The sequence below is a fragment of the Agromyces soli genome (assembly GCF_022811605.1).
Lineage (GTDB): Bacteria > Actinomycetota > Actinomycetes > Actinomycetales > Microbacteriaceae > Agromyces > Agromyces soli.
Map to the genome: position 1 here is coordinate 422,857 of NZ_CP094533.1, position 19,581 is coordinate 442,437.

The window sequence follows — 19,581 nt, forward strand, 5'->3', positions numbered from 1 at the left end:
CGATCAGTCGGTGCCGGCTAGTTCGTGTTGGCGTACAGCCACTCGAGCGGGTCGACCCAGGTGCCGTTGATGCCGCCGATGCGGATCTCGAAGTGCAGGTGGGGGCCCGTCGACATGCCCGTGTTGCCGGTCTCGCCGATCGTCTGGCCGACGCGCACGGTGTCGCCGATCTCGACGGTGCGCGAGCCCTCGATCATGTGCGCGTAGACGCTCGTCACGGTCTGCCCGTCGATGACGTGGTCGATCATGATGACCGTGCCGAGCGAGCCGCCCTCGTCGGTCGACTGCGAGACGACGCCGTCGGCGATGGCCTGGATGTCGGCGCCGAGGCCCGGGTTGAAGTCCTGGCCGTGGTGGTCGCTCGAGCAGCCGGCGCAGTCGCGGTAGCCGAAGCGGTCGCCGATGTGCACGCCGACCGCGAAGGGCCACTGGATGGTGCCGTTCGGGTTGTTCGTGAACGTCGCCTCGGGGCGGATGCCGGCGGCGGCCGCGTACTCGGCGATCGACTGCGACTTGTACGACTCGAGGCCGAGCTCGGGGGTGGCCGCGATCGCGTCGCCGCTGGTGTCGAGCGTCTGGCCCGCCTCGCGGCCGGAGTCGGTGCCGGTGAGCGCCATGGCCTGCACGTCGTCGGAGCTCAGCAGCGACAGCGAGGGCACGGAGGTGGCGACGGCGAGCATCGCAGCGAAGCCCATCGCGACGAGGCTCGTGAGCTTGGCGCCGCTGCGCCGCGTGCGAGCGGGCGCAGTGCCGGCGAACGCGGCGTTCGCGGAACGTGCCGGCCGGCCGGCGGCGGGCGCCGTCGGCTCGGACCGCGTCGTCGGCACGGGCTGCTTGGCGAGGCGGCGCGAGCGCGCCTGCGGGGCCTCGTCGCGGAGTCGCGCGCGGCGGCTGAGCTGCGCCTCGGGGCTCGGGGCCGGGATCTCGGGCACCGCGGCGGCGAGCTGCGCCTCGGCCGGCGCGGGCAGCGGCTCGGCGATGCGGGCGGCAGGGTGCTGCTCGACCTGGGCGGGCGCGGCCTCTGCGGCGGCCGCGACGACCTCTGCGGGCACGGGCTCGCCCGAGATGATGGCGTCGAACAGCTCGACGCCGCTGGGCTCCTCGACGACGGCCGGAGCGGGGGACGTGGGGGTCGCCGCCAGTTCGGCGGCGCGCTCCCGTTCGCGAAGCTCTCGACGGGTCAGGGGTCGTTCAGACCGCGAAGGGGTCTGAGTGCCTGGCGTGGAACCGTCGGGCACGAGGGGGGACTCGAGCACGTAGGGGCTTTCGGCGTTGGGGGCGGACGTAGGGGCCGTCATTCCGAGCGGGGCTCGGGTAACAGATTGGTAAAGGCTACCCCGGGCACGCCGATCGCGCCACCCACCCGGCGGGCGGTGCAGCCGGCATCCCCACCGTTCCAGGCGACGCGCCGTGTCGGGTACGCGCGCCCCCGACCCCGCCCTGCGCGATCGCGGACGAACGGCGGGGAGCACGCCTAGGCTCGGGAGCATGCGCACGCCATCCGCCGCTCGTCTTCCGAGCCCGCCGGTCGGTCCCCGACCGGTCGAGGGCTGAGCCGTGTCCGGCGCGCTCTTCCACGCAGGGAACCGGAAGCAGCCCCGAACCGCGGCGGGACGGATCGTGTGGATGGTCGTGACCCTCGTCCCGCTCGGCGCCCTCGCCACGGTCTTCACCGTCGCCGCAGTGTCGGCCTGGGCCGACGGCGGCCCGCCGGCACGCGAGCTGGGCGACGCGGTGCAGTTCACGGTCATCGCCGCGATCTCCGGGCTGTTCTTCCTCATCACCGCGATCGGCGGCGTGGTGCGCGTGCGCGAGCAGCTCCGCGACGAGCGGGCACGCCGCGCCCCGGAGGACCCGCAGCGGGGGTGATCCGGCTCGGGTCGGGACGCTGCGGCCGAGCCGGCGGGCGTCGGCTCAGGCGGGCAGTCCGGCCGCCGCCAGCGCGGCTCGCAGCTCCGGCGCGAGCGTCGGGCCCGCCGCGACGAGCAGCTCGCTCGACTCGGCCGCACCGCCGGGCCCGGTGACGAGCGCGCCCGCCTCGCGGGCGATGAGCGCCCCGGCGGCGTGGTCCCAGGGGTTCAGGCCGGTCTCGTAGAAGCCGTCGAGTCGGCCGGCCGCGAGCGCGCAGAGGTCGAGGGCGGCCGAACCGAGGCGGCGGAGGTCGCGGATGTCGGGCAGGAGCGCCGCCGCGACCGCGCCCTGGGCCCGGCGCACCTCGGCGGCGTAGCCGAAGCCGGTGCCGATGAGCGCGCGCGACAGGGGCACCGGGTCGTTCACACGCAGCTCGGCGCCGCCGAGGCGCGCGCCGCCGCCCCTGCTCGCTTCGAAGAGCTCGCCGGAGACGGGGTTCACGACGACCCCGGCGAGCGCGGTCCACTCGGCCGGGTCGGCGCCGCCCGAGACCACGGCGATGCTGATCGCCCAGTTCGGGATGCCGTAGAGGAAGTTCACCGTGCCGTCGATGGGGTCGACGATCCACTCGAGCCCGCTCGTGCCGATGCGCGCCGCATCCTCCTCGCCGAAGACGCCGTCGTCCGGGCGCTCCTCGGCGATGAGCGCCCGGATGAGCGCCTCGGTGTCGCGGTCGACCGCGGTCACGATGTCGAGCGGGGTCGACTTCGTGGCGGCGACGCTCACCCCCTCCCGCCGGGCGGCGAGCGCCTGCTCGCCGGCGCGGACCGCGATGTCGCGGGCGAGGCCGAGGAGCTCGGCCGGGGACGGAACGGCTGCGGAGGTCATGCCCCCACGCTACGCGGCGCGCGGCAGACGGTGCTCGCGCGCCACCGCCCTTGCCCGCTCACCCGCGCGTGAACCGGGAGCGGATCCGCACCCACAGCGGGTCGGCCTCGCCGAGCGCGGAGACGAGCCGCAGCACGCCGCCGAGCTGCCCGGCACCGGCGGCGAGTGCGATCGCGGCGACGGCCGCGGCGGCGGCGGTCATGGGGCCGGTTCCCTCGTTCACGTCGCGGACGACGAGCGCTATCCCGCTGACGGCGAGCAGCAGGGCGAGCGTGCCCGAGACGAGTCGCACGAGCACCCTCGGCTCGAGGTTCACGAGCCGCGCCCGCACCCAGCCCCCGGCCCGTGGCACGCGCGCGCCTTCGGCGTACGGCAGCCGGAGCCACCAGGCCGCCGCGCGCAGCAGGCGTCGGCCGCTCCACCACAGGGCGACGAGCAGTGCGATGCCCGCGAGACCGAGCAGCGCCGCGAGGACGGTGATCACCAGGTCCGTCGGGTGCGGGCGGAGGCCGAGGGCCGCGATCGTGCCGACCATCCCGATCGCGACGAAGGCGCCGAGCGAGGCGCAGCCGAAGCCGAGCAGGCCGAGCCACCAGCGCGACCAGCGCTCGACGTCGGCGCGCAACACGGCCGCCGCACGGTCGGCATCGGCCGGCGGGGCGCCGGCTCGTCCCGCGGACGACAGGTACGGGCGCGACTCCGGGCGGATGAGTACGAGGCTCACTGGCCGAACAGCGGGAGATCGGGGTACTCGCGGTCGTCCGGCTCGCTCGGCGGTTCGTAGCCGAAGCGGTTGCGAAGCGCCGGGCCGCGCGCCTCGAGCACCGCGCGGGCGGCGACGAGCAGGACCCCCACGGCGAGCCAGGCCGCGAGGAACGGAGCGGCTTCGCCGAACGACGGCAACCGGAGCGCGGCGGCGGAGCCATCGGCGGGCGTGGTGACCGCGGCGGCGAACCACCAGCCCGCGGCGGCGACGCCGCAGACCGTCCACCAGACGAGGAGCGTCGTCGCGGCACCGACGAGCGACGTCGTCGCCGAGCGCAGCAGCGCGGGGTCCTCGAGCGCGGGCTCGTCGCCGGCCCCCGCCCGCCGGAGCGCGGCCGTGGTCCGGCGGAACGCGAGCGCCCCGGTGACGGCGAGCACCAGGATGCCGAGCGCGAGCACGACCGCGCCGACGACGGTGCCGGCGTCGATGACCCGCTCGACCTGGGGGGTGTAGGCGACGGGATCGGCGTAGAGGCCGGGCTGACGGAGGTACACGCCGAGAAAGACGACGCCGGCCCCGATCGCGACCGCGATCCGCCCGGCCTGCGCGACCCGGTCGAGCGCGCCCCAGCCGCGACGCTCGGCCCGCCGCATCGCCCGCGTCGTGATCCGGGTGGCGGGGCCGCGGTCGCCGACGACGCCCTTCGGCAGCTGCGAACCGAGGCGCTGCCACCAGCGACGGTCGCGGAGGACGAGCAGCCAGACTCCGGCCGCGCACACGAGCACCGCAGCCAGCAGCGCGCCCGCGGCGACGGCCCACGGCCAGAACTGCGCCCGGCTGAGCTCGTCGTCGAGCCGGCCGCCGTGCTCGGCGGCGAGCGCGACGCACGGGATGAGGGCCAGGAGCGCCAGCGAGCCCAGACCGATGAGGCTCACCGACGCGGGAGTGGAGGGCGTGCGCGCGAGCTGGCCGCGCACGAGCACGGTGTCCCGCAGCGTGTCCGTCTTCGGCGGCAGGCCCGCGTAGAACGCGGCGAGCGCGAACCGGGCCGCGCTCGCGAGGACGCCGAGCAGCACCCCGACGAGCACGAGGCCCGTCGCCGCCGCGGCGACGATCCCCCGGCCGAGGCGTTCCGTCGAGCCCAGCGCGGCGTCGGGCACCACCGCGAGCGCGAGGAGCATCGCCGCGCAGTCGAGCAGCAGCGCGACCGCGCACCCGAGGAGCAGCCCCTGAGCGACGGCCTTCGCGGATTCCGCCGCGATCAGCCGCGGCGTCGGCAGCGCCTCGTGGTGACGGCGTGCACGACGCCGTCCGTTCCCCCCGCGCGCCCGAGCCATCCAGCCACGCTAGCGTGCGCCGTCGGCCCGGGGCGTCAGCTCCGCGAGCGGCCCTGGGTCGACTCGCGCACGTGCAGCTCGAGCGGCAGCTCGATCGAGGTGCCCCGCTCGGTCTCACCGCTCAGCAGCCGGAACAGCAGCCTGGCGCACTCGGCTCCCGCCTCACCGCCCTTCGTGTCGATCGCCGTGACCGAGGGGTGCATGGCGCGCAGCGCGCTGTTGTCGACGCAGGAGGCGAGCAGCAGGTCCTCGCCGATGACCCGCCCGGCCGCCGTGACGACGGGCGCGACGGCCGCGGCGAAACCGTCGCTCGCGCCGATGAGGGCGTCGACGTCGGGTTCGCGTTCGAGGATCGCGGCCGCCTCGGCCTGCGCCTGCGACGCGTCGGTGCCGAACGTCGCGACCGCGACCGCGGGCTCGACGCCGTGGTCGCGGCACCAGGCGAGGTACGACTCCTGGATGCCGATCGACCAGTCAGAGACCGTGGCCGAGGCGAGCAGAGCGGGGCGGTGCGCGCCGCGCTCGGCGAGGTGGTCGAGCAGCACCCTCGTGTACGCGCCGTGATCCGACCAGACCACGCCGGTCGGCTGCTGGCCGCTCGGGAAGCGCTCGGAGGACACGACGGGCAGCCCCATGGCGAGCAGCCGCTCGACCATGGCGTCGCCCTCGGCCGGGTCGATCATGACGAGGCCGTCGACGTGCGGGGCGTAGTTCGGCCGCGCCTCCTCGCCGGCCACGATCACGGTGACGTCGTAGTCGAAGCCGGCCGCGACGTCGACGACGCCGTAGACGAAGGAGAGGTAGTGCTCGCTGCGGAAGACCACCTGCGGGATGTACAACCCGATCGCCCCGGTCGTCGCCGTGCGCAGCGAGCGCGCGGAGCGGTTGATGGCGTAGCCGAGCTCGGATGCCGCGCGCAGCACCGCCTCGCGGGTCGCCTCGGAGACGCGTCCGTGCCCGCGCAGGGCGTCGGACGCGGTCGTCTTCGACACCCCCGCGGCTCGCGCCACGTCCACGATCGTCGCCGGCGTCACGTGCCCTCCCCGAGTCCCCGCCATTGTGTCAGACCCTTTCCGCTCAGAACACCTGCCAGCTCGCCCGCTCGACGCGGCAGGGGCCGCCCTCGTGGAACTGCAGCCGGCCGCCCTCGAGGTCGAGCGAGATGGTCAGCAGCGTCTGCCAGCGGTGCTCGAAGGCGAGTTCCGGGTCGGGGTGGCAGCACACCGGCGCCCCGTCGGCGTCGTGCACGAGCATCCCGACCGCGCGATCGACCGGGTCCTCCGAGCGGAACAGCGCCTCGCGCGCGAGCAGCTGCTCGAGGCGGGGGTAACTGCTCGCGGTGGCGGGCGAGAGCTCGCCGCCCGCGAGCGCCTCGTCGAGGAAGTGGTTCGTGTGCACGAGCAGCCCGTCGTCGTTCGGCCGCACGACGGCCGCGCCGCCCGGGCTCAGCTCGACGCAGACCGCGTCGGCGACGCCGCCGGTGTAGGCGACGATCGTGAGCACCGTCGAGGCGCTGACCGCGGCGGAGGACGCGATCGTCACCGCCTCGTCCAGGGTGCGCGCGCGATCGAGCACCGCACGGGCGACGACGTGCACGGGCACCCCGATCCCGTCGCCGTCCCCCTCGTGGTTCAGGATGTTGAAGTGCACGCCGATGCCGGCGCTGTTCAGGCCGATCTTGCCGAGGATGCCGAACTCGGTGAAGTAGCGCACCTCGTGATCGGGGCGCACCCGGGCGCGCACGACGAGGGTGTGGTCGTTCGAGACGTCGTGCCAGTCCCAGGTCTGCACGGTGCGCGGCGCGGCATCCGCCGGCAGCGTCACGACCGTCGAGCACTCGCCCTCGCCGATCGCGCCGACCGTCGCGAGGATCTCGGTGCGCGCGTTGAGCACGCCGAGCTGCCAGTGCTCGAGCCCCGCGCCGTCGGCGAGGCCGCGGAGCTCGGCGGCGAGCTCGGGCGCCCACTCCTCGGTGCGCTCGATCGCCTGCCGCCCGATGCCGGGAAGGTCGCCTGCGGCGACGCCGACGACGTCGAAGAGTTCGGCGTAGCCGCGTGCGTTCCACGCGATCTCCTCGGCGCCGAAACGACCGAGGGCGAGCCCGCGCTGGTAGGGGTCGAGCTCGTCGGTCTCGAAGCGGCGGACGGTCATCTGGCTGGTCCTTCCTCGCGGCGGGCCGCGAACGGGGTGGTGCTGGTCGTCGCTCGGGTCATCTGCCGGCCTCGAGCACGGCGTCCCAGGCGAGCTCGGAGGCCACAGCGGCGAGCGCGATCGAGTTGACCGCCTGCTCGCCGAGCCGGGTGCTGCCGGCGGGCGGCAGCGCGATCTCGTCGGTGGTGAGCGCGAAGAGCGTGTCGCCGTCGTGGTTGGTGTGGAACGGCTGGATGGCCCGGTGCATCGAGCTGTGCACCTGGCGGCCGAAGAGCCGCAGCTCCTTGTCGTCGAGCTTGACGTTCGTGACGACCGCGGTGATCGTGGTGTTGCCGGCCGCCGTCACGGGCTGCTCGCCCGCGACGAGGGCCGCCTCGTAGTCCACGACGGGCAGGCGCCGCTCGCCCGTCTCCGGGTCGTAGTTGCCGCGGACGACCCGCCCGTCGCGGTCGACGATGACGCCGACCGGGTTCACGATCGTGACGACGAGGATGCGGATGTCGCCGATCTGCCGGAAGGCCGCGCCCTGCCCCGTGAACTCGCAGCGGGAGAGGTCGATCTTGCCCGCCGAGGCGGCGATGCCCGCGCCGACCCGGCCGACCGGGATGGCGTCGGGGCGGGCGGCCTCGAGCGCGGCCCGGCCGAGCGCCGCGTCGGGCACGATGCCGGTGTCGCGCGCACCCAGGTCGTAGATGACCGCGCCGGAGGCGGAACGCAGGTCCTGCCAGCCGACCCGGCCCTGCTCGCGCACGAGCAGTTCTTCGTCGACGCCCGTCGCAGCGGCGAGTCCGTAGGAGGAGCCGCCCGCGAAGCAGATCGCGTGGTTGAACTCCTCGTAGCGGCCGATGATGCCGATCGCGCCGCCGCGGGCGTCGACCGAGGTCCGGGCGCCGTTCGCGATCGTGATGACCGTCGCGCCGGTCGGCCCGTTCGCGTACTCGGCGGTGCCGACCGCGACGCCGGGGAAGTCGAAGGCGACGAGGCCGCGGCCGACGCCGTGACTCGGCACGAGCTCGACGTCGTCGTTGCCGACGCGGTCGCCCCAGTAGGGCGGGGGCGTGAGCCGGTGGGGCGCGGCGCGGCCGGCGTCGCTCGCGGCGGGGTCGATGAACGGCACGTCGGATCCTTCCGTGGCGGTGGCGGTGGCGGTGGCGGTGGCGGTGGCGGGGGTCGTGGGAGCGCCGGTCGCGGGCGCTGCGGCGCTCATCGGGCCGCCTCGAGCACGGCGTCCCAGGCGAGCTCGGAGGCGAGCGCGCCGATCGCGATCGAGTTGACCGGGGCGTCGTCGTCCTCGGCGGGGACGCTCGGATTGAGGTCGACCTCGTCGGTCGTGAGCGCGAACAGGGTGTCGCCATCGAGCGCGGTGTGGAAGGGCTGGATGGCCCGGTTCATCGAGGAGTGCACCTGCCGGCCGAAGTGGATGAGCTCGCGGTCGCTCAGCCGCACGTTCGTGATCACCGCGGTGATCGTCGTGTTGCCGTGCTCGGCCCGCGGCTGCTGCGCCCGCTCGATCGCCGCGACGTAGTCGCCCTCGAGGCGGCGCCGCTCGCCGCGCTCGGCGTCGTAGTTGCCGCGCACGACCTCGCCGTCGCGGTCGACGATGACGCCGACCGGGTTCGGCACGGTGACGACGAGCACGCGCACCTCGCCCGCGCGGGCGAAGGCGGCTCCCTGGCCGGTGAGCTCGGTGCGGGCGTAGTCGATCTTGCCCGCGGAGGCGGTGGCCCCGGCGCCGACCCGGCCCACGGGGACGCGGCCGTGCCGGGCGGCGCGGATCGCGGCACGCCCCAGCGCGGCATCCGGGTGGATCGCCGTCTCGCGCGCCGAGTAGTCGTAGATGACCGCGGTCGAGACGAGCTGCAGGTCGTCGACGCCGCCCCGGTTTCCGCCGCGGGCGCGGAGCTCGTCGGCGACGCCCGAGCCGGCGGAGAGGCCGTACACCGAGCCGCCGGTGAGGCAGATCGCGTGGGCGAAGTACTCGAAGCCGTTGCTCATGCCGATCGCGCCGCCGCGCGCGTCGATCGCGAGCCGGGCGCCGGCCGGCACGTGCAGCACGGTGCAGCCGGTCGGGCCGTTCTCGTACGTGGCGACGCCGACCTCGACGCCGGGGAAGTCGTACGTGACGACGTCGCCCGACCAGTCGGTGCTCGGCACGAGCTCGACGTCGCGGTTCGTGGGGCGGGCGCCCCAGCTGGGCAGTCCGGCGAGCCGCGGCGGGATCGCGGTTGCTGAGCGGTCGGTCACAGTGCCTCCAGGAGTTGGCGGGAGTATTCGTGTTCGGGGGTCTCGTAGAAGCGGGCGGTGTCGGCGAGCTCGACGATCTCGCCGAGCCGCATCACCGCGATCCGGTGGGCGAGGTAGCGCACGGCCGCGAGGTCGTGCGAGATGAAGAGGGCGCCGAAGCCGTGCTGCGCCTGCAGGTCGATGATGAGGTTCAGGATCTGCGCCTGCACGGACACGTCGAGCGCGCTCACCGCTTCGTCGAAGACGATGAAGCGCGGGTTCGTCACGAGCGCCCGGGCGATCGCGATGCGCTGGCGCTGCCCGCCCGAGAGCTCGTGCGGGAAGCGGGCGGCGAGGGCGGGGTCGAGCCGCACCTGGCGGAGCAGCTCGGCGACCCGCTCGGCGTGCGCGGTGAGGCGGGAGCCGTCGAGCGCGGCGAGCGGCTCCGCGACCGAGAGCCCGACGGGCATCCGCGGGTCGAGCGACCAGTGCGGGTTCTGCGGCACGGTCTGGATGAGGCCGCGGCGGGCCCGGCGCTGCTTCGGCCCGCCGATCGGCTCGCCGAGGAAGCGCACCGTGCCGCTCGTGGGCTCGCGCAACCCGAGGGCGACGCTCGCCGTGGTGCTCTTGCCCGAGCCGGACTCGCCGACGAGGCCGAGCGTCTCGCCGGCCCGCACGTCGAGGCTGACCTCGCGCATGGCGACGAGCTCGCTGCGGCCGCGCCCCCAGCCGGTGCGGAACACCGTCGTGACGCGGTCGAGCTCGAGGATCGTCTCGCTCATCGGGCCACCACCTCCTCCTCGGGGGCCGGTTCGGGGTCGTCGGCTGATTCGGCATCCGTCTTCCTCGTCTTCGCACGCCGCTTCGCGGCGCGCTCGTCGTCGCGGAAGCTCTCGGCGAGCGTGGCGACGTCGACGGAGCTCGTCTCGATCCGCTCGCCCGGCTGCACGCCGGCCGGGTCGGCCGCGGCGAGGGCGACGGTATACGGATGCGTCGGCGAGCCGAGCACCTGCTCGGCGGGACCGTCCTCGACGACGCGGCCGGCGTACATCACGGCGACCCGCTCGCACCAGCGGCCGACGCTGCGCAGATCGTGGCTCAGCCACAGCACCGTGGTGCCGGCATCACGGGCGAGGCCGAAGACGAGCTTCGTCACCTCGCTGCGCACGTTCGAGTCGAGCGCCGCGGTCGGCTCGTCGGCGATGAGGATGCGCGGGGAGCGCGCCATCGTCATCGCGATCACGATGCGCTGGGCCATCCCGCCGGAGATCTCGTGCGGGAAGAGCCGCAGCACCCGCTCGGGCTCACGCATCCGCACCCGCTCGAGGTGGCCGACGAGCGCGGCGCGGTCGTTCGGCAGGCCGCGGAGCGCGAGCTCGAGCTGTCGGCCGATGCGCATGGTCGGGTCGAGCGCCGAGATCGGGTCCTGCGGGATGAAGCCGAGCTGCTCGCGGCGGAGGGTGCGCAGCTCCTTCACGCCGAGCTGCAGCACGTCGTGCCCGTCGACGAGCACCCGGCCCTCCGGGTAGCTCGCGTTGCCGGGCAGCAGCCGCCCGACGAGCGAGCCGAGGGTCGACTTGCCGGAGCCGGACTCGCCGACGAGGCCGACCGTCTCCCCCGCGCGGACCGCGAGGCTCGCGCCGTCGAGGGCGCGCACGATGGTGCCGCCGGTCGAGTACTCGACCGTGACGTCCTGGATGTCGAGGATGGCGCTCATTCGAGGGACCTCGCCTCTCTCGGTTCGAATCGGTCGCGCAGGCTGTCGCCGATGAGGTTGATGGCGAGGATGGCGATGACGAGGATGATTCCCGGCAACAGGATCAGCCACGGCGCCTTCACCATGTAGAGCGTGCCCTCCTGCACGAGCAGCCCGAGGCTCGACCCCGGCAGCTGCACCCCGTAGCCGAGGAAGCTCAGTCCGCCCTCGACGAGGATCGCGACCGACAGCGCGTACGTGCCCTGCACCGCGATCGTGCCGGAGATGTTCCGCAGCACGTGCCGGGTCATGATGACGGGCGTCGATACCCCGCTGATCACCGCGGAGGTGATGAAGTCGCGCTGCGCCACGAGCCTGGTCGCCTGCCCGACCATCCGCGTCATGAGCGGCACCGTGACGAGCACGATGCTGCAGAGCGCGGCGATGTAGCCGGGCCCGACGACGGCCGCGACGAGGATGGCGAGCACGATGGCGGGGAAGGCGTAGAGGATGTCGCCGACCCGCATGATCACTCCGCCGGTGCGGCCGCCGCGGTAGCCGGCGATGATGCCGCAGAGCGTCGCGATGACGGCGGTCAGCAGCACCGCGACCGCGGAGAGCAGCAGCGTCGTCATGACGCCCTCGAGCAGGCGCGGCAGCAGCGAGCGGCCGAGGCTGTCGGTGCCCGCCGGGTAGGCGAGCGAGGGCGCCGCGAGGCGCGGCCCGACGATCGCGGTCGGGCTGCCGCCGAGGCCGAAGAGGCGGCCGAGGAGCGCCGCCGTGAAGAGCACGGCGAGCGTCCACATCGCGGTCTTCGCGAGCCCGTCGAAGGAGGCGAGGTAGTCCCAGGAGCGGCGGAGCACGCCGCGCCGACGCCCCTCGAGCCGGATGACGGCGGTCATGCGCCCCGTCCCTTCTTCGCGACGCTCACCCGCGGGTCGACGAGGCCGGTGAGCACGTCGATCAGGAGGCTCGCGATCACGAACACGGCGGTCGCGAGCAGCACGCCCGCCTGGATCACGGTGTAGTCGCGCCGGTCGAGCGCGAGCACGAGGTAGGAGCCGATGCCCGGCACGTTGAACACCCGCTCGACGATGACGGCCCCACCGAGGAGGTAGGCCGTGATCGTCGCGGTGAGGGTGAGCACGGGGATCAGCGCGTTCCGCAGCACGTGGTGGCGGATGATGAAGCCCTTCGGCTCGCCGCGCGCCACCGAAGCGGCGATGTGCGGCTCGACGAGCACTCCGATCACGGCGTCCCGGGTGGTGCGCGCGGTGGCCGCGACGCAGAACACCGAGAGCACGAGGGCCGGCAGCAGCAGCGAGACCACGCCGCGGCCGAAGTCCGTCGTCGGCGAGGTGAACGCGCCGACCGAGAGCCCGAGGTCGAAGCGGGAGAAGAGGAACACGACGAGGCAGCCGAGCACGAACTCCGGGAAGCTGATGCCGATCGTGGAGACGATCCTGGCCGCCGCGCTGCCGCGGCCGGTCGAGGCGTGCGTGCCCGCGTAGACGCCGAGCGGGATGCCGATCGCGATCGTGACGAGCATCGCCATCCCGGCCAGCAGCGCGGTGACCGGCAGCCGGGAGGCGAGCTCGTCGAGCACCGGCTGCTGGCTCGCGAGCGAGAGCCCGAAGTCGCCGCGCGCCGCGTTGCCGAGCCAGAGCAGGTACTGCTCGGGCAGCGAGCGGTCGAAGCCGAAGCTCTGCCGCAGCTGCTCGCGCTGCTCCTCGTTCGAGAGCGGGCCGAGCACGATCTGGGCGAAGTCGCCGGGGAGGCTCCTGACCGCGGCGAAGATCAGGATGGATGCCCCGAGCAGCACGACGATCGCGCTGAGGAGCCTCCCCGGGAGCCAGTGGAGCAGGCGCATGGTGCCGTTAGCCCTCGCTCTTCAGACGGAAGTCCGTGACGTAGCGGAAGATGTCGCCGTAGCCCTCGTTGGAGTTGATCGTCGGGCTGATCAGGTCGTCGCGGTAGGCGATGACGCCGGGGCGGGTCATCAGCGGCACCTGCTCGGCGCCCTCGTCGACCGCGGCGCAGAGCTTCGTGAGCGTCGCGTCGCGACCCTCGCCGGCGGGCTCCTCGCTGGCGTCGACGACGAGCTGGTTGAGCTCGGGCGAGCCCTGCATGAAGCGCGCGGTGAAGCCGGCCTGGTCGGTGTTCCACCAGCGCGAGACCATCGCGGCGTCGCCGTAGCCGGCGTACCAGCTGACGCCGATGTCGGCGCCGGCGGTCTCCTCCGAGCCGTAGAAGGTGGCCCCGTAGGTGGCGTCGTCGACGATCTCGATGTCGACGGTGACGCCGAAGGGCTCGAGCTGCTGCTGGATGACCTGGGCGATCTTTCCGGGAGCGCTCTCGGAGTTCCACGTCTGCAGCGAGAGCGTGATGTTCTCGGCGCCGGCGTCGGCGAGGAGCTTCGTGATCTCCTCGTCGCTCAGCTGCTGGCTCGGCAGCTCCTCGGGGTCGCAGGCGCCGGGCAGCGACACGGGCGAGACGCCGGTGGCGAGGCCGTGGCCGGCGAGCGTGAGGTCGGACAGCTGCGCGCGGTCGATCGCGGCGTTCACCGCGAAGCGGACGCGCTCGTCGGCGAGCGGCGAGTCCGGGTTCGTGGAGTTCAGGATGACGTAGTAGAAGTCGGTGTTCTGCTGGTTCACGACCTTGGCCTCGGGGGTCCCGGCGAGGAGGTCGAGGGCGTCGGCGTTGTTGAAGAACACGTACTGAGCGCTGCCGTCGCGGATGGCGGCGAGGCGGTTGGCCTCGTCGGGCACGATCTCGAGCTCGACGGCGTCGATGCCGAGCTCGTCGAGGCCGTGGTAGTGCGGGTTCTGCTCGAAGCTCCAGGACTCGTCCTGCACGTGGGCGGTGGGCACGAACGGGCCGGTGCCGACCATCTCGGTCTTCAGATCGACGGTGCCGTCGCGCACCTCCTGCACGGGGAGGATCGCGGCGGGGGTGTTCGCGAGGGCGCCGAGGAGCGCGGTGTACGGGGCGGAGAGCTTCACCGTGACCTCGAGGTCGCCGGTGACCTCGACGGACTCGATCGGGCCGAGCTGCAGCGACCAGGCGGAGCCGGTCTCGAGCAGGAGCTCGATGCTGCCCTTCACGTCCTCGGCGGTCATCGGCCGGCCGTTCGAGAAGACGGCGTCGTCACGGAGGTGGAAGACGTACTCGGTGGGGCTGACCTCATCCCAGGACTCGGCGAGGCCGGGGGTGAACTCGAAGTTCTCGTCGATGTTCACGAGCGTCTCGTAGGCGAGGCCCATGATCGTCCAGGAGCGGGCGGTGTCGGCCGTGCGGGGGTCGAGACCGTTGGGCTCGACGGTGTCGTAGTCGAGGTAGGCGCGGAAGGTGCCGCTCGAGGCGATCGACTCGTCGGCGACCGCGAGGAAGCCGGGGGCGACCTCGGTCGAGGCGTCGTCGCCGCCGGCGGCGGGCTCGCCGGTGCAGCCGGTGAGGAGCAGGGTGGCGGCGGCGAGGCCGCCGATGAGGGGGAACGCGTGTCGCATCGTTGTCGACTCCCTTGGGTTCGTGGGCGGGGGCCCGTGATCGGAGGGGTGGAGCAAGGGGTTCCTGGTGTGGCCACGGATGCCGGATCGTTCCGGCGTGTTGGAAAGCTAGCCTCGATCGGATGCCCCGTCAAGACCTCGCCCGCAGCTTTTCCAGAATCGAGACATCCCCGTGATCTCAGCCTCCGGATCGTTCCGGCAGCGTTGACGACGAACGCACCGCCCGCTAGTCTCGCTGCCAGTGCCGGATCGATCCGGCACCCTCGTTCGCCAGACGAACGCGATCGCGCTGAAGGAGGCGCCATGGCACCCGCTCACCTGGAGCGCATCGTGCGCTACCCCGTGAAGGGCCTGCCCGGCGTGCCCGAGACCGACGGGGCCGAGCTGCGCCCCGGCCGGGGCCTCCGCTGGGACCGCGGGCACGCCGTCGAGAACGGCACCGTCGTGCCGGCCGACCGCGCGGCCTGGCAGCCCAGGGAGACCTACTTCCACCTCGCGAAATACGAGTCGATCGCCCGCATCCGCACCGCGCTCGACGGCGGCGACGGCGACGACCCGGTGCTCACGCTCAGCGCGGCCGACGCCGTCGCCCGGGTGCGCCTCGCCGGACCCTCGCTCGACGCGGCCGAGGCGGACGCCCTGCTCCGAGCGACGCTGCCGGCCGGCCCGCTCGGCCCGCCGACGCTCGTACGCACTGCCGCAGCCGGGCTCTGGGACTGGCCCGCCGCCCATCTCTCGATCATCAACCTCGCCACGCTCGAGGCGCTCGCCGAGGCGGCCGGCGAAGTCGTCGACCCGCGCCGCTTCCGCGGCAACCTCTACCTCGGCGGGCTCCCCGCCTGGGGCGAGCTCGCCCTCCTCGGCCGCCGGGTGCGGCTCGGCGGCGCCGTGCTCGAGGTGTTCCAGCCGACCGACCGCTGCCGCGCCACCACGATCAACCCGCTCGACGCCGTCTCCGACCTGAACGTGCCCGCCCTCCTCGCGAGCCGCTTCGGCCACATGTTCTGCGGCGTCTACGCCCGCGTCCTCGAACCCGGCCGCATCGCCCCCGGCGATCGGATCGAGCCCTTCGACGAGCGCTCGCCGCTCCCCGAGGGCGAGCACGGCTGGCCCCGCACCGGACGCGTGGTCGAGCGCCGCCGGGAGTCCGCGGCGGTCACGAGCTTCTGGTTCGACGACCCGCTCGGCCTCCTGCCGCGCGCCAAGCCCGGCCAGCACGTGCGCATCCACGCGCCCGGCGCGGCGGCGCCGAACTGGCGCTGCTACACGATCTCCGCGACCGACGGCGGCGCGGTCGAGTCGGGCCCGACCGGCCGGTTCCGGATCAGCGTGAAGCGCGACGGCCGCATCTCCACGGCGCTGCACGAGCAGCTCGAGGCCGGCGGCGAGCTCGTGATCACCGGCCCCTTCGGCGACGTCGTGCTCGACGAGGACGCCTCCCGCGACCTCCTGTTCGTGAGCGCGGGCGCCGGCATCACCCCGACGGCCGCGATGCTGCGGGCCCGGCTCGCCGAGCCCGGCACCGGCCGCGTGCGCGTCGTGCACAGCGAGCGGGATGCCGCCTCCGTCGCCCTCTGGGACGAGGTGCGGGACGCCGTCGCCGCCCTGCCCGACGCCGAGGCATCCCTGCACCTCACCCGCGACTCCGAGGGCGCCGAGCGCCTCGGCGCCGCGAGCGGGCGGCCGGACGCGGCGACGTTCGGCGCGATCCTCGCCGAGCTCGACCTCGACCGTCTCGACGTCTACGCCTGCGGCCCCGGCACCTTCACCGCCGACGTCCGTGCGCAGCTCGCGGCGCTCGGCGTCGACCCGGAGCGGGTGCAGGCCGAGGTCTTCTTCTCCCCCAGCTCCGCCGAGCTCGCCGAGCCGCGCGAGCCCTCGACGAGCGGCCCGCACCGCATCACCGTCGGCGAGGACGAGCTCGACTGGCGCCCCGAGTCCGGCTCGGTCCTCGACGCCGTCGAGGGCATCGGCATCGACTGGACGAGCGGCTGCCGCGTCGGCGTCTGCGGCACCTGCGTGCGGAAGCTCACGAGCGGCACCGTCGAGTACCTGAGCGAGCCGCTCACCCCGCCGCCCGCGGGCAACGTGCTCGTCTGCTGCTCCGCCCCGACGAGCGACCTGGTGTTCGACCCCGGGGACTGAGCCGGCCGCCGCTCGCCCCGCACGACCCATCCGCTTCCGCGCACCCCGAAGGACGATCATGCCCACGCTCCCCCTGCCCTCCGAGCTCGAGCTCGTGCAGCCCACCCCGCCCGAGCTCTCCCCCGCCGACGCCGAGCGCATCGCCCGCGACGCGTTCGGCCTGATCGCGACCGCCCGCGCCCTCGGCAGCCACCAGGACCGCAACTTCCTCCTCGACCGCGGCGAGGAGCCGCCCGTGCTGCTGAAGATCGCGAACCCCGGCACGACGAGCGCCGAGCTCGAGGCGCAGTCGGCCGCCGCCGCCCGGATCGCCGAACGCGCCCCCGGCCTGCGCACCCCGCGCAGCCTCGCGCCCGCGGGGGCCGCCGGCCCCGGTGCCGCGACCGTGCGCGAGATCGAGGAGGACGGGCAGCGACTCGGCGCCCGCGTGCTCGAGTTCCTCGACGGCGGCACGCTCTCGGGCAGCGGGCACCTCTCCCCCGCCGTCGTGCGCGGCATCGGCGAGCTGGCCGCCCGCGTCGACCTCGCCTTGGCGGACTTCGACGCCCCCGGCGTCGAGCGGCCGCACCAGTGGGACCTCCGCCGGGCGCCCGCCGTGCTCGACGCGCTGCTGCCGTATGTGGGCGACGCAGCGCTCCGCGAGCGGATCTCCGCCGCCGCGCGCGAGGCCTGGGCCGCCGTGGAGCGGCTCGCCCCCGAGCTGCCGGTGCAAGCCGTGCACGGCGACCTCACCGACGACAACGTGGTCTGGAGCGACCCGCTCACGAAGCGGCCCGACGGCGTCATCGACCTCGGCGACCTCAACCGCGGCTGGACCGTCGGCGAGCTCGCGATCACCCTCTCCTCGCTGCTGCACCACGACGGCGTCGACCGCCGCGCCGCCCTCCGCGCGGCCACCGCGTACCACGCACTGCGATCGCTCTCCCGCGCCGAGGCCGAGGCGCTCTGGCCGCTCGTCGTGCTGCGCGCCGCCGTGCTCGTGGCGAGCGGGCACCACGTCGTCGCGACAGACCCGGGCAACGCCTACGCCGTCGAGAACCTCGGCCACGAGCTCGCGATCCTCGGAGCGGCCACCGCCGTCCCGCTCGCCGTGCAGACGGCGCTCGTGCTCGCGGCGACCGGGCACGAGCCGGAGACGCTCGCGCTGCCCGCGCACGGCCCGCTGCTCGGCGGCGTCCGCCCGGAGGAGCTCGCCCGCATCGAGCTCGGCACGACGAGCCCCGCGCTGCACGGCGGGCGCTGGCTGGACTCGGATGCCGAGGCCGCCGCCGCCCGCGCGGCGCTCGCCGCCGGCGCCGCCGTGGCCGCGACCCGCTTCGGCGAGGCGCGGCTCACCCGCTCGACGCCGTTCGCCCAGGACGCCCCGGCGAACGTGGCTCTCGGCATGGAGCTCGCCCTCGCCCGGCCGGTCGAGCTGCTCGCCCCCTGGCCCGGGATCGTGACCGCCGGGGAGGACGGGCTCGAGCTGCGCGGCGACGGCCTCGTGCTGCGGCTCGACGGCGCCGAGGCATCCCCCCTCGTGAGCGGCGCCGACCCGGGCGCCGGCGTCCACGTCGCCCGGGGCGCCGCGATCGGCCGCGCCGAGACGCAGCTCGCCGTGCGCGTGCACCGCGACGGCGGCGCGACCCCGCCGTGGTTCGCAGCGGTCGCGGACGCCGCCGGCTGGCTCGCGCTCGTCGCCGACCCGAGCCCGCTCGTGACGGGTTCGGAGCGCACGGATGGCGCGGGCGCGCCCGTGCGCGACGGCGGCGCGGCCGCCCGCGAGCTCATCGCGCGCCGCGAGGCCGTGTTCGCCGAGGTGCAGGAGTACTACTTCGAAGAGCCGCCGGCGATCGTGCGCGGCTGGCGCGAGCTGCTCGTCGACGCCGACGGCCGCGTCTACCTCGACGCCCTGAACAACGTCACCTCGATCGGGCACGCCCACCCGCGCCTCGTCGAGGCGGTGACCGAGCAGTGGCAGCTGCTGAACACGAACTCGCGGTTCAACTACCCCGCCGTCGTCGAGTACGCCGAGCGGCTCGCCTCGCTCGTGCCCGATCCGCTCGACACCGTCTTCCTCGTGAACAGCGGCTCGGAGGCGGTCGACCTCGCCCTGCGGCTCGCCCGCGCGGCGACCGGGCGGCGGGACGTCCTCGCCGTGCGCGAGGCGTACCACGGCTGGACCGACCTCTCCGACGCCGTCTCGACCTCCGTCGCCGACAACCCGGGTGCGCTCGCGAGCCGCCCCGACTGGGTCCACACGGTGGACGCGCCGAACCCGTTCCGCGGTCGGCACCGCGGCGCCGAGGCATCCCGGTACGCGGGCGACGCCGTCGCCGAGATCGAGCGCCTCGCCGCGGCCGGCACCCCGCCGGGCGCGTTCATCGCCGAGACGTACTACGGCAACGCGGGCGGGATCGCCCTGCCCGACGGCTACCTCGCCGCGATGTACGAGGCGGTGCGGCGGCACGGCGGCGTCGCCGTCGCCGACGAGGTGCAGGTCGGCTACGGCCGGCTCGGCGAGTGGTTCTGGGGCTTCGAGCAGCAGGGCGTGGTGCCCGACGTCGTCGCCGTCGCCAAGGCGATCGGCAACGGCCATCCGCTCGGCGCGGTCATCACGACGAAGGAGGTCGCGGCGGCGTACCGCAGCCAGGGGTACTTCTTCTCCTCGGCCGGCGGCAGCCCGGTCTCGAGCGTCGTCGGCTCGACCGTGCTCGACGTGATCCGCGAGGAGGGGCTGCAGGAGAACGCCCGCGAGGTCGGCGGCTACTTCCGCGAACGGCTCGCGGAGCTCGGCGAGCGGCACCCGCTCGTCGGCGCGGTGCACGGCTCGGGCTTCTACCTCGGCCTCGAGTTCGTGCGCGACCGTGACCGTTTCGAGCCTGCGACCGAGGAGACGGCGGCGATCTGCGAGCGGCTGCTCGAGCTCGGCGTGATCGTGCAGCCGACCGGCGACCACCAGAACGTGCTGAAGATCAAGCCGCCGATGTGCCTCGGCCGCGAGGGCGTCGACGCGTTCGTCGCCGCCGTCGACCGCGTGCTCACGACGGGCTGGTGACCGCCCGCCCAAAGATCCAGGGTTGCCCGACTTTCATGAAA

Annotated in this window: 16 protein-coding genes; 3 read left to right on the forward strand and 13 right to left on the reverse strand. The window is 74.3% G+C overall.

All coding sequences use genetic code 11. From position 1 onward, the window contains the following. Positions 1 to 17: 17 nt before the first annotated feature. The gene (locus tag MTP13_RS18170) at positions 18 to 1,256 is read right to left on the reverse strand and encodes a M23 family metallopeptidase (protein WP_279399753.1); all 1,239 of its coding nucleotides are present in this window, start codon (positions 1,254 to 1,256) and stop codon (positions 18 to 20) included. A gap of 370 nt (positions 1,257 to 1,626) precedes the next feature. Between MTP13_RS18170 and MTP13_RS02040 the strand changes: the two genes are divergently transcribed. Further along, positions 1,627 to 1,869 (forward strand): hypothetical protein, encoded by a 243-nt coding sequence (locus MTP13_RS02040; RefSeq protein WP_243569400.1) that lies wholly within the window; start codon positions 1,627 to 1,629, stop codon positions 1,867 to 1,869. Positions 1,870 to 1,914: 45 nt separating this feature from the next. Here the strand turns inward: MTP13_RS02040 and MTP13_RS02045 are convergent, their stop codons facing one another. From MTP13_RS02045 to MTP13_RS02100, 12 genes are read right to left on the reverse strand one after another with little or no spacing between them, the layout of a single operon-like run. Beyond that, the gene (locus tag MTP13_RS02045) at positions 1,915 to 2,739 is read right to left on the reverse strand and encodes an inositol monophosphatase family protein (RefSeq protein WP_243569401.1); all 825 of its coding nucleotides are present in this window, start codon (positions 2,737 to 2,739) and stop codon (positions 1,915 to 1,917) included. A 58-nt stretch (positions 2,740 to 2,797) separates the two neighbouring features. Then, the gene (locus tag MTP13_RS02050; protein WP_243569402.1) at positions 2,798 to 3,463 is read right to left on the reverse strand and encodes a hypothetical protein; all 666 of its coding nucleotides are present in this window, start codon (positions 3,461 to 3,463) and stop codon (positions 2,798 to 2,800) included. After that, complete coding sequence (locus tag MTP13_RS02055) at positions 3,460 to 4,782, reverse strand: hypothetical protein (RefSeq protein ID WP_243569403.1); 1,323 nt, start codon at positions 4,780 to 4,782, stop codon at positions 3,460 to 3,462. Before MTP13_RS02055 ends, MTP13_RS02050 begins: the two co-directional genes overlap by 4 nt. A 35-nt stretch (positions 4,783 to 4,817) precedes the next feature. Next, positions 4,818 to 5,816 (reverse strand): LacI family DNA-binding transcriptional regulator, encoded by a 999-nt coding sequence (locus tag MTP13_RS02060; RefSeq protein ID WP_243569404.1) that lies wholly within the window; start codon positions 5,814 to 5,816, stop codon positions 4,818 to 4,820. Positions 5,817 to 5,859: 43 nt separating this feature from the next. Then, positions 5,860 to 6,933 carry a C45 family autoproteolytic acyltransferase/hydrolase gene (locus tag MTP13_RS02065; RefSeq protein WP_243569405.1) on the reverse strand — a complete coding sequence of 358 codons (1,074 nt, stop codon included), beginning with the start codon at positions 6,931 to 6,933 and terminating at the stop codon, positions 5,860 to 5,862. A 58-nt stretch (positions 6,934 to 6,991) separates the two neighbouring features. Then, entirely contained in the window at positions 6,992 to 8,140 is a 1,149-nt protein-coding gene (locus tag MTP13_RS02070) for a P1 family peptidase (RefSeq protein WP_243569406.1), read from the reverse strand. Beyond that, on the reverse strand, positions 8,137 to 9,177 hold the full coding sequence (locus tag MTP13_RS02075; protein WP_243569407.1) for a P1 family peptidase: 1,041 nt from the start codon (positions 9,175 to 9,177) through the stop codon (positions 8,137 to 8,139). Before MTP13_RS02075 ends, MTP13_RS02070 begins: the two co-directional genes overlap by 4 nt. After that, the gene (locus tag MTP13_RS02080) at positions 9,174 to 9,938 is read right to left on the reverse strand and encodes an ATP-binding cassette domain-containing protein (protein WP_243569408.1); all 765 of its coding nucleotides are present in this window, start codon (positions 9,936 to 9,938) and stop codon (positions 9,174 to 9,176) included. The genes MTP13_RS02075 and MTP13_RS02080 overlap by 4 nt, the downstream gene beginning before the upstream one ends. Next, positions 9,935 to 10,873: an ABC transporter ATP-binding protein gene (locus tag MTP13_RS02085; protein WP_243569409.1), complete on the reverse strand. Its 939-nt coding sequence runs from the start codon at positions 10,871 to 10,873 to the stop codon at positions 9,935 to 9,937. The genes MTP13_RS02080 and MTP13_RS02085 overlap by 4 nt, the downstream gene beginning before the upstream one ends. Further along, a complete protein-coding gene (locus MTP13_RS02090; RefSeq protein WP_243569410.1) occupies positions 10,870 to 11,754 on the reverse strand; it encodes an ABC transporter permease in 885 nt (294 codons plus the stop codon). The genes MTP13_RS02085 and MTP13_RS02090 overlap by 4 nt, the downstream gene beginning before the upstream one ends. Further along, positions 11,751 to 12,722, reverse strand: coding sequence for an ABC transporter permease (locus MTP13_RS02095; RefSeq protein WP_243569411.1), 972 nt, complete (start codon positions 12,720 to 12,722; stop codon positions 11,751 to 11,753). Before MTP13_RS02095 ends, MTP13_RS02090 begins: the two co-directional genes overlap by 4 nt. Positions 12,723 to 12,729: 7 nt before the next feature. Further along, positions 12,730 to 14,358, reverse strand: coding sequence for an ABC transporter substrate-binding protein (locus MTP13_RS02100; protein WP_243569412.1), 1,629 nt, complete (start codon positions 14,356 to 14,358; stop codon positions 12,730 to 12,732). Positions 14,359 to 14,661: 303 nt separating this feature from the next. Between MTP13_RS02100 and MTP13_RS02105 the strand changes: the two genes are divergently transcribed. Together MTP13_RS02105 and MTP13_RS02110 are read left to right on the forward strand one after the other, a co-directional pair. Beyond that, positions 14,662 to 16,503 carry an MOSC domain-containing protein gene (locus MTP13_RS02105; RefSeq protein ID WP_243569413.1) on the forward strand — a complete coding sequence of 614 codons (1,842 nt, stop codon included), beginning with the start codon at positions 14,662 to 14,664 and terminating at the stop codon, positions 16,501 to 16,503. 58 nt (positions 16,504 to 16,561) lie between these two features. Beyond that, positions 16,562 to 19,540: an aminotransferase gene (locus MTP13_RS02110; RefSeq protein ID WP_243569414.1), complete on the forward strand. Its 2,979-nt coding sequence runs from the start codon at positions 16,562 to 16,564 to the stop codon at positions 19,538 to 19,540. Positions 19,541 to 19,581: the final 41 nt, after the last annotated feature.

Excerpts from the sequence above, each read along its gene's own strand:
- MTP13_RS02040 (WP_243569400.1), top strand. The coding sequence starts at position 1,627 with ATGGTCGTGACCCTCGTCCCGCTCGGCGCCCTCGCCACGGTCTTCACC.
- MTP13_RS02045 (WP_243569401.1), bottom strand. The coding sequence starts at position 2,739 with ATGACCTCCGCAGCCGTTCCGTCCCCGGCCGAGCTCCTCGGCCTCGCC.
- MTP13_RS02055 (WP_243569403.1), bottom strand. The coding sequence starts at position 4,782 with ATGGCTCGGGCGCGCGGGGGGAACGGACGGCGTCGTGCACGCCGTCAC.
- MTP13_RS02065 (WP_243569405.1), bottom strand. The coding sequence starts at position 6,933 with ATGACCGTCCGCCGCTTCGAGACCGACGAGCTCGACCCCTACCAGCGC.
- MTP13_RS02070 (WP_243569406.1), bottom strand. The coding sequence starts at position 8,140 with ATGAGCGCCGCAGCGCCCGCGACCGGCGCTCCCACGACCCCCGCCACC.
- MTP13_RS02080 (WP_243569408.1), bottom strand. The coding sequence starts at position 9,938 with ATGAGCGAGACGATCCTCGAGCTCGACCGCGTCACGACGGTGTTCCGC.
- MTP13_RS02085 (WP_243569409.1), bottom strand. The coding sequence starts at position 10,873 with ATGAGCGCCATCCTCGACATCCAGGACGTCACGGTCGAGTACTCGACC.
- MTP13_RS02090 (WP_243569410.1), bottom strand. The coding sequence starts at position 11,754 with ATGACCGCCGTCATCCGGCTCGAGGGGCGTCGGCGCGGCGTGCTCCGC.
- MTP13_RS02095 (WP_243569411.1), bottom strand. The coding sequence starts at position 12,722 with ATGCGCCTGCTCCACTGGCTCCCGGGGAGGCTCCTCAGCGCGATCGTC.
- MTP13_RS02100 (WP_243569412.1), bottom strand. The coding sequence starts at position 14,358 with ATGCGACACGCGTTCCCCCTCATCGGCGGCCTCGCCGCCGCCACCCTG.
- MTP13_RS02105 (WP_243569413.1), top strand. The coding sequence starts at position 14,662 with ATGGCACCCGCTCACCTGGAGCGCATCGTGCGCTACCCCGTGAAGGGC.
- MTP13_RS02110 (WP_243569414.1), top strand. The coding sequence starts at position 16,562 with ATGCCCACGCTCCCCCTGCCCTCCGAGCTCGAGCTCGTGCAGCCCACC.